Origin of the sequence: Methylobacterium dankookense (genome assembly GCF_902141855.1) — a bacterium.
Taxonomy (GTDB): Bacteria; Pseudomonadota; Alphaproteobacteria; order Rhizobiales; family Beijerinckiaceae; genus Methylobacterium; species Methylobacterium dankookense.
The window spans coordinates 41,036-52,339 of the sequence record NZ_CABFVH010000041.1; the positions used below are offsets into that span (position 1 = coordinate 41,036).

Annotated in this window: 12 protein-coding genes; 2 read left to right on the forward strand and 10 right to left on the reverse strand. The window is 71.3% G+C overall.

Translation table 11 applies throughout. The features are described 5' to 3' along the window. Nucleotides 1-9: 9 nt before the first annotated feature. From MTDSW087_RS22975 to MTDSW087_RS22985, 3 genes are all read right to left on the reverse strand, one after another. Nucleotides 10-2,028: an FUSC family protein gene (locus tag MTDSW087_RS22975; RefSeq protein ID WP_280525286.1), complete on the reverse strand. Its 2,019-nt coding sequence runs from the start codon at nucleotides 2,026-2,028 to the stop codon at nucleotides 10-12. Nucleotides 2,029-2,074: 46 nt separating this feature from the next. Next, nucleotides 2,075-2,476 carry a DUF4345 domain-containing protein gene (locus MTDSW087_RS22980; protein ID WP_144767195.1) on the reverse strand — a complete coding sequence of 134 codons (402 nt, stop codon included), beginning with the start codon at nucleotides 2,474-2,476 and terminating at the stop codon, nucleotides 2,075-2,077. 123 nt (nucleotides 2,477-2,599) lie between these two features. Continuing rightward, a complete protein-coding gene (locus MTDSW087_RS22985) occupies nucleotides 2,600-2,908 on the reverse strand; it encodes a hypothetical protein (RefSeq protein WP_144767196.1) in 309 nt (102 codons plus the stop codon). Nucleotides 2,909-3,235: 327 nt separating this feature from the next. Here MTDSW087_RS22985 and MTDSW087_RS22990 point away from each other — a divergent pair, with 327 nt between their 5' ends. Further along, entirely contained in the window at nucleotides 3,236-3,871 is a 636-nt protein-coding gene (locus MTDSW087_RS22990) for a glutathione S-transferase N-terminal domain-containing protein (protein WP_144767197.1), read from the forward strand. 118 nt (nucleotides 3,872-3,989) lie between these two features. Here MTDSW087_RS22990 and MTDSW087_RS22995 read toward each other — a convergent pair whose 3' ends face one another. Together MTDSW087_RS22995 and MTDSW087_RS23000 are read right to left on the reverse strand one after the other, a co-directional pair. Beyond that, nucleotides 3,990-4,481: a peptide deformylase gene (locus tag MTDSW087_RS22995; protein WP_144767198.1), complete on the reverse strand. Its 492-nt coding sequence runs from the start codon at nucleotides 4,479-4,481 to the stop codon at nucleotides 3,990-3,992. A 5-nt stretch (nucleotides 4,482-4,486) separates the two neighbouring features. Further along, complete coding sequence (locus MTDSW087_RS23000) at nucleotides 4,487-5,080, reverse strand: AprI/Inh family metalloprotease inhibitor (RefSeq protein ID WP_144767199.1); 594 nt, start codon at nucleotides 5,078-5,080, stop codon at nucleotides 4,487-4,489. A 325-nt stretch (nucleotides 5,081-5,405) separates the two neighbouring features. On the opposite strand from MTDSW087_RS23000, the gene MTDSW087_RS23005 reads away from it, so the two are divergent. Next, complete coding sequence (locus MTDSW087_RS23005) at nucleotides 5,406-5,864, forward strand: pseudoazurin (protein ID WP_144767200.1); 459 nt, start codon at nucleotides 5,406-5,408, stop codon at nucleotides 5,862-5,864. 75 nt (nucleotides 5,865-5,939) lie between these two features. Here the strand turns inward: MTDSW087_RS23005 and MTDSW087_RS23010 are convergent, their stop codons facing one another. The 5 genes from MTDSW087_RS23010 to MTDSW087_RS23030 form a co-directional block, all read right to left on the reverse strand. After that, nucleotides 5,940-6,764 carry a succinate dehydrogenase iron-sulfur subunit gene (locus MTDSW087_RS23010; protein ID WP_144767201.1) on the reverse strand — a complete coding sequence of 275 codons (825 nt, stop codon included), beginning with the start codon at nucleotides 6,762-6,764 and terminating at the stop codon, nucleotides 5,940-5,942. 107 nt (nucleotides 6,765-6,871) lie between these two features. Beyond that, nucleotides 6,872-8,689: a succinate dehydrogenase flavoprotein subunit gene (gene sdhA / locus MTDSW087_RS23015; protein WP_144767202.1), complete on the reverse strand. Its 1,818-nt coding sequence runs from the start codon at nucleotides 8,687-8,689 to the stop codon at nucleotides 6,872-6,874. A 20-nt stretch (nucleotides 8,690-8,709) separates the two neighbouring features. After that, nucleotides 8,710-9,123 (reverse strand): succinate dehydrogenase, hydrophobic membrane anchor protein, encoded by a 414-nt coding sequence (sdhD, locus tag MTDSW087_RS23020; RefSeq protein ID WP_144767203.1) that lies wholly within the window; start codon nucleotides 9,121-9,123, stop codon nucleotides 8,710-8,712. Nucleotides 9,124-9,135: 12 nt separating this feature from the next. Continuing rightward, nucleotides 9,136-9,537, reverse strand: a complete 402-nt coding sequence (sdhC, locus tag MTDSW087_RS23025; protein WP_144767204.1) for a succinate dehydrogenase, cytochrome b556 subunit — start codon at nucleotides 9,535-9,537, stop codon at nucleotides 9,136-9,138. A 164-nt stretch (nucleotides 9,538-9,701) separates the two neighbouring features. Then, nucleotides 9,702-11,003, reverse strand: coding sequence for an SLC13 family permease (locus MTDSW087_RS23030; RefSeq protein ID WP_144767205.1), 1,302 nt, complete (start codon nucleotides 11,001-11,003; stop codon nucleotides 9,702-9,704). Between the last annotated feature and the right edge of the window lie 301 nt (nucleotides 11,004-11,304).

Consider the following 11,304-nt stretch of genomic DNA (forward strand, 5'->3'; position numbering starts at 1 on the left):
ATCGATCCTTCAGAACGGCGCGACGCCGAGCCGGCGCAGGAAGCGCCGGTGGCGGGCGATGACGCGGGCGGCGGCCACGAGGTCGGCGGCGGCCCGCGCCGTGCACAGCCGGGACGGGCGCGGCTCGGCCGAGGCCGCCTGCACGAGGTCGCGGGCCGCCGCCTCCAGGCGCCCGGGATGGCCGGCCCGCAAGGCCGCGCGGGCGCGCTCGATCGGCCCGCGCAGGGCATCCGCGGCGCGCAGGCGGTGCATCTGCCCGTGGGCGCGGGCGGCGGCCGCCTCGATCTGGGCCAGCGCGAAGGCGTGGGCGAGCGCCATCCGGCGCACCGCGCCGCTGCCCGAGCTGTAGCCCGCGAACTGGTACAGCCGGTCGGCATTGAGGCTGGTGCGCGTGGTGGCATCGCCCCCCTCCCCGGCCAGCGCCCCGGCGAGGTCGCGCCGCGCGGAATCGAGGGCGTAGGCCCGGTGCTGCGCCGCCGTCACCGGCAGGACGAGGCGCACGGTCAGGAACAGGATGAGGGCCGCCAGCACGACGAGGAAGGCGTTCAGGAAGAAGGTCCCGGCATCGTAGCCCTGCGGATTCGAGGGGGCGAGCAGCGCGGGGAAGAAGACGAGGCTGATGAAGCCCACCGTGAAGGTCGGCGGGTTCAGCGCGAGCAGGCAGCCGAGGAGGATCGGCGGCGCCATGGCGAGCGCGAGCAGGGGAAAGCCCTGGTTGCCGTTGAGGAGCCCGAACAGCACGAGCCCCGCCATCAGGGCGGCGAGGGGCATGCCCATCAGCACGCCGAGGGCGAATTTGCGCGGGTCCGGCGTCACCGAGGACAGGGAGCAGGTGGCCGCGACCTGGACGAGGGCGAAGGAGCTCTGCGGCAGCCCGCTGGCGACGAAGAGAGAGGCGGTGATCGCGAAGGCGATCGCCACCCGGAAGGCCGCGCGCAGGGCCACGGGGAAATCGCGGTGGGTCGGCAGGTCCACGTCCCGCAGGGGCCGGTCCCCGGTCGCGAGCGCGTGCAGGCCGTCCGCGGCGAAGGTCGCGGCGACGACGAAGTCGAGGGCGCGCTGGAGCAGGGCGATCTCGTCGAGGGGGCGGTCGCCCGCGCGCAGGGATGCGTCCACGAGGTCGCGCAGGCGGGCTGCGAGGGCGGCCATGTCCGGCCCGCCTCCAGTCTCCCCCGCCCACTCTCCCACAGCCGTGCGGCAGATCGCGAGCGCCTCCTCCGCCTCCGGGCTCGGCTGCGCCAGCTCGGCACGGGCGCGCGCCACCGCCCGGCTCGCCGCCACCATCGCGTAGAGGGCGGCGATGCCGCTGCGCGCCCCCGCGGCCCGGAAGGAGCCGTCGTCGAGCTCGCCCGCGATGGCGCTGGCATCGGCCCGCATCGGCGCGATCCGGGCGATCAGCGCGGCCGCCCACTCGACGCCCGGATCGCCCGCCGCGAAGGCCGCGCGGCAGAAGTCCTGCACCGCCGCATGGGCGGCGGCGAGCTGCGGGCGCAGAGACCGCCAGGTGCTCGGCGAGGCGAGCGCGTCGTTGATGAAGGTGATGACGACGATCGCCAGCGTGATCGCCGCGAGCCGCGCCACCGTGGCGTCGAAGCCGTTCTGGGGCGTGTCCAGATGGGCGACGGCGATGATCGCCACCGTGTAGCCCGACAGCATGGCCCCGTAGGCGCGGGTATCCTGCAGGTACTGCGCCACGAACACGCAGAGGCCGAGCCACAGGGTGAAGGCGACGAGCATCTCCACCCGGTCCTGCCCGAACAGCGCCAGGAACAGCAGCGACACGGCGCCGCCGAGGATCGTGCCGAGGAGGCGGTAGACCGCCTTCGAGATCGCCTGCCCCCGCTTCGGCTGGGCCAGGATCGCGACGCCCACCGCCGCCGAGGAGGTGCTGTCGAGCTGGAGCCAGAAGGCGAGGTAGAGCGCCGCCATCATGGCGACCCAGATCCGGACGGCGAAGGCGAGCGCCGCGGGTTTCGGCACCCAGGCGTCGAGCCGGTCCAGGGTCCGGTCCAAGGTCCGGTCCGAGATCCGGTCGGGCCGCGTGCCCGCGGGGCTCGCGGCCGCGGGCGCCGGCTCAGGCACCGGGGGCGGGCTCCGCCCGGGCGGCGACCCGCGCCTGCCAGAGGCAGAGCAGCGGCGTGATCGCCAGCTCCACCACGAGCGCCCCGAGCATGGTCAGCGAAGGGATGCCGGTGAGGTAGAGGCCGAGCAGCCGGGCGAGGCCGCCGAGCACGACCACCAGCGTGAGGAAGCGGAACAGCCGCGTCTTGTGCTCGATCCCCGGCACGCAGGTCCAGAACAGCACGCCGATGCCGGTGAGCAGGCCCGAAAGGTAGCGGAAATGGCTGTCGGCCGAGACGCTCTCGACGCCGGGGCTGAGGCCGTTGATGCCGAACAGCACCCCGTAGAGGCCGGCGGCGACGGGCAGAGCCGCCCCGAAAGCCACCACGCGCTGCAGCGCCTGCCGCTCGTTCATCGCGCCCTACAGTCCGGAAGCCTCGCCGTTCCAGAACACGCGAGGTGTCCAACGGTTGCGGTGCGCGCGCTTCCCCTCCCCGCAAGGGGGAGGAGAGCGCGCGACGCCCCGCGGCCCGGCTGCTCAGGCCTTGCCGCCGCTCTTCAGGCGGGTGTTGCACTTGCTCCAGTATTGCGGCCATTTCGGCCCCTGCGCGGTCTTCTGCGCGTCGGTGAGGGCGCGCCACTCGGCGCCGCACTGCTTCTGGCGCTCGCGGGCGGCGGCCTGGCCGGGGCTCGGCGCTTTCTCGGCGGGGGCGGCCTTCTCGGCCGGCTTCTCGGCGGGCGCCGCCTTGGCGGTCGGGGCCTCCTTCGGCGGGTCCTTGGCGAAGGCGGGCGCGGCGAGGAGCAGCGGCAGGGCCAGCGCGGTGCCGGCGATCAGGCGGTGGAGCATCGGACGATCCGGTGGTTCGAGCCCGCGCCGATTCGGGCGGCGCGACAGGATTGATTTCAGCCCCAAGCGCGGGAGCCGGCAAGAGCGGGCCGAGGCCCGCCGACAGCCCGCCAACAGGGTGCTATGCGCCGTCGCGCGAACGTGAGCCGCGCATGTGTGACCTCTGCGTGACCTGAGAGCCGCTTGAGAGCGGCGGCCCATCCGCGCTAGCTTAGCCGTAATGACGGGTGCTGGTGCGCACCGGCTTCGGACTTGCAGACGCCGCCATCGTCAACAACCTCACGAACCGGCCCGCGCGAGCGGGCGGATTCGAGCCGGAGCCCCGCCATGGCCGCCGTTACGGCTAAGCCCATCGACGTCCACACCTGGAGCACGCCGAACGGCTGGAAGATTCCGATCATGCTGGAGGAGTGCGGGCTCCCCTACCGCGTGGTGCCGGTGAATATCGGCAAGGGCGAGCAGATGGCGCCCGAGTTCCTGAAACTGTCGCCCAACAACAAGATTCCGGCCATCGTCGACCCCGAGGGCCCGGGCGGGCAGCCGATCACCGTCTTCGAGTCCGGCGCGATCCTGCAATATCTCGGCCGCAAGACGGGCTGCCTCTATCCGAGCGACGCGCGCGCCCGCGTGGCCGTGGACGAGTGGCTGTTCTGGCAGGTCGGCGGCTTCGGGCCGATGCTCGGCCAGACCCACCATTTCAAGATCTACGCGCCCGAGAAGATCCCCTACGCCATCGACCGGTTCGAGGCCGAGGCGCGACGCCTCTACGGCGTGCTCGACGGACGCTTGGCGGAGCGCGACTTCGTGGCGGGCGAGTATTCCATCGCCGACATCGCCATCGCGCCCTGGGCGAAGTTCCACGGCAAGCAGGGCATCGACCTCTCGGCCTTCTCCAACGTGCGCCGCTGGCTCGACGCGGTGCTCGCCCGCCCCGCCGTCCAACGCGGCCTCGCCGCCGTCTGATCCCGGGTTTCCAAAGGCCTCAGGCCTTTGGCGGGTCTAGGGCGGAGCCCTGGGAAGGCCGGTCAGGGCTTCGCCCCGACACCCCACCAAAGGGGTGACCCCTTTGGGATCCCGGATCTCAGCGTTGCTTGGCGTAGCGCTTGAGGGTGCGCTCGCGGCGGAGACGCGACAGGCGCTCGATCCAGAAGATGCCGTCGAGCTGGTCGATCTCGTGCTGCAGGCAGGCGCCGCGGAAGCCGTCGGCCTCCTCCTCCCGCTCGGAGCCGTCGAGGTCGCGGTAGCGCACCCGAACGCGCGCCGCCCGCTCCACCATCTCCGAGACGCCCGGCATCGAGACGCTGCCCTCGCGTGCTTCCGCGCGCTCGGGGGAGGCCTCGACGATCTCCGGGTTGCAGTAGAGCGTGGCGGGGCCGCCGGGCTCGGGCCGCAGCACCACGAGGCGCAGGGCCACGCCGATATGCGCCGCCGTCAGCCCCGCCGCCATCGCGGCGTCGAGGGTGTCGGAGAGGTCCTGCGCCAGGGCGCGCAGGTCGGCGTCGAAGGCCGTCACCGGCGCGCAGGGCGCGCGCAGGCGCGGATCGGGATAGCGGACGAGTGGGCGCGCCGGCACCGGGCTCAGCGCACCAGGGCGAGGGAGGCGCCGGATTTGGTGAGCGCGCCGTCGAGGGCGCCGCCGCCCTGGCGCAGCCGCGCCGCCACGGTGCCGCCGGCCTGATAGAGGTAGACCTCGCCGTCGCGGTAATCCCAGGCCGAGATCTTCGCGAGGTCCTTGTTGGCGCAGCCCGCCGTGCTCGCCTTGTAGAGGTCGAGGGAGGGCGCGCTCGACAGGGTGACCTTGCAGCTCGCCCCGGTGGCGTCCCGGGCGTCCCAGGAGCCGACCACCGAGGAGCGGCCGCCTGCGGTGACGGGGGGCGGGGGCGGCGGGGGCGCCACCGGCTCGGCGATGACGTTCGAGCCGGGGGGCGCGGCATTGGCGATCTGGGTGCCGGGGGCGGGCGGCGGCCCGTCCGGCGCGGCCGAGGCGCCGGGCGGCGGCGCCAGCGGCGAGGCGGTCACGGCACCCGAGGGGATCGCCGGGATCGGCGCGTCGAGGGAGGCCTGGGGGCCGGGCGCCCGGGTGCGCGGCCCCTCGACGCGGCTCGAGGAGCAGGCGCCGAGGCTGAGCGCGAGGGCGAGGGCGAACGGTGTCGACAGGTACAGGCGCGGCATCGACCTCTGGTCCCGAAACCCGCGCCGCGGAGGTGGCTGCGGCGCGCCCGCCTGACTTCGCCCCAAATGCGATGCCCGCAAGGCGAGCGGCCGAGCTTTGGCCGGCAAAGCCCCCTGCCCTCCGCCTTTTCCACCGGGTGTGGCGGGTGGGCCGCACCTCCCGGGCCGGGGCCGCCCGCCCGCTGTGGACGGGTTCCGGCGTCGTCGTGAAGCAAGTCGACGAATTCGATCTGGAACAACTCGAAAACATCGCGCTTGCAAAAGCATTGTCGCGCAGTCAGACCGCCTCGCCCGTCTTCAGGTCGGGCTGGGGAGGTCTTGTGCTATGATTGGACTTGTTAAAAACCACGCATCCGGGCTGGTTGCCGCGCTCCTGCTCGCATCCGTCGGGGCGGTGGCGGATGCGCGCGCCGCGGAAATCGTCGTGAAGACGCTCAACAGCGGGCCGGGCGGCGCGATGGTCTTCGATCCGGCCTTCGTGAAGCTCGCGCCCGGCGACACGATCAAGCTCGTGCCCACCGACAAGGGGCACAACATCGAGACGATCAAGGGCATGGCCCCGGAGGGCGCGCCGGTCGTCAAGACGGTGGTCGGCAAGGAGGAGACGCTGAGCTTCGACAAGCCGGGCATCTACGGCTTCAAGTGCTCGCCCCACTACCTGATGGGCATGGTCGCCCTGGTGGTGGTCGGCGACGACACGAGCAACCTGGAGGCCGCCAAGGCGGTCCAGCACGGCAAGCTCGCCCAGAAGCGCTTCGATCCGCTCTTCGCGCAAGTCCAGTAGCGAAGGTCCGGTCGGCGGCCGGCCGGGGCGCTCCCGCCCCGGCTGCCATTTCGGCGGAGAGCGCTCCGGGCGGGATCAGACCTCCCGCTCGACCATCATCTTCTTGATCTCGGCGATGGCCTTGGCCGGGTTCAGGTTCTTCGGGCAGGTATTGGCGCAGTTCATGATCGTGTGGCAGCGGTAGAGCCGGAACGGGTCGTGCAGCCCGTCGAGCCGCTCGCCCGTGTTCTCGTCGCGCGAGTCGATCAGCCAGCGATAGGCCTGGAGCAGGGCGGCGGGCCCCAGGAAGCGGTCGCCGTTCCACCAGTAGCTTGGGCAGCTCGTGGTGCAGCAGGCACAGAGGATGCACTCGTAGAGGCCGTCGAGGCGGGCGCGGTCCTCCGGCGTCTGGCGCCATTCCTTCTCGGGGGCCGGGGTCTCGGTCTGCAGCCAGGGCTCGATCGCGGCGTGCTGGGCAAAGAAGTTGGTCAGGTCCGGCACCAGATCCTTCAGCACCGGCATGTGCGGCAGCGGGTAGATCCGGATCGCGCCGTCCTTGTCCTTGCGGGTGAGGATCGGCAGCGCGTTGTCGGGGCTCTTGCACTCGTCGATGCCCATCGTGCAGGCGAGCGTGTTCTGCCCCTCGATGTTCATGGCGCAGGAGCCGCAGATGCCCTCGCGGCAGGAGCGGCGGAAGACCAGCGTCGAGTCGACCGTGTTCTTGATCCACAGCAGCGCGTCGAGCACCATCGGCCCGCAATCGTCGCGGTCGACCTGATAGGTGTCGATGCGCGGATTGGCGCCGTCATCCGGGTTCCAGCGGTAGATCCGGAAGGTCTGGAGGTTCTTGGCCCCCGCCGGCGCCGGCCAGGACTTGCCCTCGCGGAGCTGCGAGTTCTTGGGGAGGGAGAATTGGGCCATCTGTCAGGGGATCCTGTCGCTGGTCAGGGCGCCGCGAGAGCGGCCTCTCCCTGGAGGCCCGGCGCGGGTTCCGCGCCGTTGGCCGAGCTTGAAACGGACCTTGCGCCTCAGTACACGCGCGCCTTCGGCTCGATGTACTGGATCTCGTTCGACATCGTGTAGGTGTGGACCGGTCGGTAATCGATGATGACCTGGTGCGCGGCCTCGTCGAGCCAGGAGAGGGTGTGCTTCATCCACTCCTTGTCGTCGCGGTCGGGGAAGTCCTCGCGGGCATGGGCACCGCGGGATTCCGGCCGGTTGGCCGCCGATTCCATCGTCACCACCGCCTGGCCGATCAGGTTGTCGAACTCCAGGGTCTCCAAGAGGTCGGTGTTCCAGATCAGCGAGCGGTCGGTGATCTTGATGTCGGCCGCCGCGTTCCAGACCTTGTGGATCAGGCCCTTGCCCTCCTCCAGCACCTCGCCGGTGCGGAAGACGGCGCAGTTGTTCTGCATGGTCTTCTGCATCTCGAGGCGGAGCTCCGCGGTGGAGGTCGAGCCGTCGGCGTAGCGGAAGCGGTCGAGGCGCTCGAGCGCCTTGTCGGTGGCCTCCTTCGGGGCGTCCTGCACGCGGCCGTTGGCCTCGACGATGTCGGCGCAGCGCAGGCCGGCCGCGCGGCCGAACACCACGAGGTCGATCAGCGAGTTCGAGCCGAGGCGGTTGGCCCCGTGCACCGAGACGCAGGCCGCCTCGCCGATCGCCATCAGGCCGGGCACCACGGTGTCGGGGTTGCCGTCCTTCAGGGTCAGCACCTCGCCGTGATAGTTCGTGGGGATGCCGCCCATGTTGTAGTGCACGGTCGGCAGGACCGGGATCGGCTCCTTCGTCACGTCGACGCCCGCGAAGATCTTGGCGCTCTCCGAGATGCCCGGCAGGCGCTCGTGGAGGATCTTCGGGTCGAGATGGTCGAGGTGCAGGAAGATGTGGTCCTTGTTCTTGCCCACGCCCCGGCCGGCGCGGATCTCCATGGTCATGGAGCGCGAGACCACGTCGCGCGAGGCGAGATCCTTCGCGGAGGGCGCGTAGCGCTCCATGAAGCGCTCGCCCTCGGAATTCGTCAGGTAGCCGCCCTCGCCGCGCGCGCCCTCGGTGATCAGGCAGCCCGCGCCGTAGATGCCGGTCGGGTGGAACTGCACGAACTCCATGTCCTGCAGCGGCAGGCCGGCGCGCAGCACCATGCCGCCGCCGTCGCCGGTGCAGGTATGGGCCGAGGTGGCGGAGAAGTAGGCGCGCCCGTAGCCGCCGGTGGCCAGGATGACCATCTGGGCGCGGAAGCGGTGGATCTCGCCGGTGGCCTGGTCCATGGCGATGACGCCGCGGCAGCGCCCGTCCTCGTCCATGATCAGGTCGAGGGCGAAGTACTCGATGAAGAAGTTGGTCTGGTTCCGAACCGCCTGCCCGTAGAGGGTGTGGAGCATGGCGTGCCCCGTGCGGTCGGCCGCGGCGCAGGTGCGCTGGGCGGTGCCCTTGCCGTAATCGGTGGTCATGCCGCCGAAGGGCCGCTGGTAGATCTTGCCCTCGGCCGTGCGCGAGAAGGGCACGCCCCAATGCTCCAGCTCGTAGACGGCGGCCGGCGCGTTGCGGACGAGGTACTCGATCGCGTCCTGGTCGCCGAGCCAGTCCGACCCCTTCACGGTGTCGTACATGTGCCAGCGCCAGTCGTCCGGGCCCATATTGCCGAGCGAGGCCGAGATGCCGCCCTGCGCGGCGACCGTGTGCGAGCGGGTCGGGAAGACCTTGGTGATGCAGGCCGTGCGCAGGCCTGCCTGGGAGCAGCCGACGGTGGCGCGAAGCCCCGCGCCGCCGGCGCCCACGACGACGACGTCGAAGGTGTGGTCGTTGATGGTGTAGGCGGGACGCGTCCCGTTGGTGCCGGCGGCCATGATGGGGCTCCTCGGTTCCTAAGTCAGACGAGGCGGGCGAGGCCCACGCGCAGGATCGCGTAGAGGCAGGCCACGGCGACGATGACCGCGTAGAAGGTGTTGGCGAACAGGGCCGCGAAGCGCAGCGCCTTGTCGTGCACGTAGTCCTCGATGATCACCTGCATGCCGATGCGCATGTGGAGCGTGACGGAGAGGACGGCGAGGATCAGGATGATGGCGACGAGCGGGTGGCCCATCAGCGCCACCGCCTCGGGGTAGGGCCGGCCCGCCATCATCGCCACGATGATCACGAAGGCGATCATCAGGGGCGCGTTGGCGGCGGCGGTGACGCGCTGGAACCACCAATGGCCGGCCCCGTGCCCGGAGGCGCCGAGGCCGCGCACGCGGGCGCGCGGGGTGCGGATCGAGACGGTCGTGTCCTGGCGGTTGTCGGCCATGTTACGCCTCCGTCAGCGCAGGATCAGGGCGGCGGCCCAGATCACGAGGGTGAGGATCACGGAGCCGATCAGCGTGCCGCGCGAGAGGCTCATGCGGGTCGAGCGGTCGAGGCCGACGCCGAAATCCCACACGAAGTGGCGCAGGCCCCCCAGCATGTGGTGCATCAGGATCCAGGTGTAGCCGAACAGCACGATCCGCCCGATCCACGAGCCGAAGAACCAGCCCACCCAGGCATAGGCGGCGGGGCCGGAGGCGAGCGCCACCAGCCAGATCGCCACGAGGGCCGTGCCGCCGTAGAGGGCGGTGCCGGTGACGCGGTGGAACACCGACATCGCCATGGTCCAGGTCCAGCGGTAGATCTGGAGATGCGGCGAGAGGGGTTGGGCCACGGTCGGCCGGGCGGTCGGTGCCATCGTGTCGGGCCTCGCAGTTGCGAACTGGTGCGTCTCTAAACTGGTAGGGCTGGGGATCCGAGGGGCAAGCCGCAATGCGGCATGAGCGATCGGCGGTTCTGTCACATTTGTGACCGGGACCGTCATCCCCAGATGCGCCCTCCCGGGCGCTCCCTCGGCGGCTCTCATGGCAGCCTCCCGAGGGCGCGCCACCACAGGTAGTTCAACGGCGTCGCAACAAGGAATGATGCGATGCCGAAGGCGAGGGTCAGGCGGGTGGCGTCGCGCAACGACACGCCGCCGAGCTCCCGCGCGAACACGATCGGCGGCGCTTGGTAGGGGAAGAACAGGGTGCTGTAGCCCGCGACCTGCACCATCACCACGCTCATGGGATCGAGCCCGCTCGCCCGCGCCAGCTCTCCGGCCAGCGCCGTGTAGAGGGCCGGCGCCCCGTTGGCGGTGACGAGGAGCGTCAGCGCCACCGAGATGCCGGTGAGCACCGCGTAATTGAGGCCGTTCGCGCCGGGCTCAAGGGGGGCGAGCGCCAGCAGCGCCTGTCCGAGCCGGGCGCCGAGCCCGGTCGCGGTGACGAGGGCCACGAGGCCGAGCAAAGCCGCGATGTAGAAGCCGGTGCGCAGGGAGATCTGCCCGAACGCCTCGGCGCCGACCACGCCCACCCGCGGCATCAGGCAGACCACGCCGGCGGCGAGCCCGACCCAGGCGGGGGCGATGCCGTGCAGGCTGTCGGTGACCCAGAGCGCCAGGGTGAGGCCGAGGATCACCATCAGCCGGCGCTCGGCCGGGCTCGGTGGCGGCAGGGCCTCCGGCGGCGCCGCCCCCCGTTCCAGCCGGTCGGGGAAGATCCGCACGACGAGCGCGGTGAGGAGGACGCCCTTCACCAGGGCGAGCACCGGCCCGTGCAGCCAGAGATAGGGCAGGTAGGCGAGGTGCAGGCCGAGCAGGCTCTCGGCGGCGCCGGCCATCACGAGGTTCGGCACGTTGGCGGGCAGGATCGCCGCCGACAGGATCGGCGTCGCCACGCCCACCGCCAGCACCGCGCCGACGCGCCCGGGCCGGCCCGCGCCGAGGCCGAAGGCGTCGCAGAGCGCCACCGTCACCGGGATCATCAGGGCGATGCGCCCGAGATTGGAGGGCATCACGAAGGCCAGCGCCACGCTGAAGCCGACGAGGCCGCCGATGAAGCGCGGATAGGATCCGCCGAGATGGCCGGCGAGCTGGCGGCCGAGGCGGGCGCCGAGGCCCGTGCGCGTCATCGCCTGGCCGACGATCATGCCGCCGAGCACCAGCCAGAAGGCGGAGGCCGCGAAGCCTGAGAACACCGTGTCCGCCGTGCCGAGCCGCAGCAGCATGGCGAGGGCGAAGAACAGCAGCGCGGTGACGATCTCCGGCACCAGCGCCGTCGCCCACAGGCCCATGCACAGCACGAGCAGGGCGCCGGTCGCCCAGATGGCCGCCTCTCCATGCATGCAGGATCCCCCGAACGAGGCGGCAGCTTTTTGCCGGTTTGGAATCCTTCGCAATTCGGGACTCGTTGACGGAGCCTTCGCGAATGGCGAAGGCTCCGCTTTTTCCCTCCCCCTTGCGGGAAGGGGTCAGGGGTGGGGGTGGTGCAGAAGGCACCGCTGCGATCCATCCTGTACCACCCCCACCTCCAACTCCTCCTCGCAAGGGGAGGAGAGCAGGTCCGGCTTGACAATGTTCCTGTTTTGTGCTCATTTGCCCGCACCTGCCGCCCGGCATCGCAGGAGCGATCCTGAGATGCCTTTC

What these genes read in the sequence shown, in the direction of transcription:
- MTDSW087_RS23030 (WP_144767205.1), bottom strand. Translation starts at nt 11,003, where the DNA reads ATGCATGGAGAGGCGGCCATCTGGGCGACCGGCGCCCTGCTCGTGCTG.
- MTDSW087_RS23000 (WP_144767199.1), bottom strand. Translation starts at nt 5,080, where the DNA reads ATGCCGCGCCTGTACCTGTCGACACCGTTCGCCCTCGCCCTCGCGCTC.
- MTDSW087_RS23005 (WP_144767200.1), top strand. Translation starts at nt 5,406, where the DNA reads ATGATTGGACTTGTTAAAAACCACGCATCCGGGCTGGTTGCCGCGCTC.
- MTDSW087_RS22990 (WP_144767197.1), top strand. Translation starts at nt 3,236, where the DNA reads ATGGCCGCCGTTACGGCTAAGCCCATCGACGTCCACACCTGGAGCACG.
- MTDSW087_RS22980 (WP_144767195.1), bottom strand. Translation starts at nt 2,476, where the DNA reads ATGAACGAGCGGCAGGCGCTGCAGCGCGTGGTGGCTTTCGGGGCGGCT.
- sdhD (WP_144767203.1), bottom strand. Translation starts at nt 9,123, where the DNA reads ATGGCCGACAACCGCCAGGACACGACCGTCTCGATCCGCACCCCGCGC.
- MTDSW087_RS22985 (WP_144767196.1), bottom strand. Translation starts at nt 2,908, where the DNA reads ATGCTCCACCGCCTGATCGCCGGCACCGCGCTGGCCCTGCCGCTGCTC.
- MTDSW087_RS23010 (WP_144767201.1), bottom strand. Translation starts at nt 6,764, where the DNA reads ATGGCCCAATTCTCCCTCCCCAAGAACTCGCAGCTCCGCGAGGGCAAG.
- sdhC (WP_144767204.1), bottom strand. Translation starts at nt 9,537, where the DNA reads ATGGCACCGACCGCCCGGCCGACCGTGGCCCAACCCCTCTCGCCGCAT.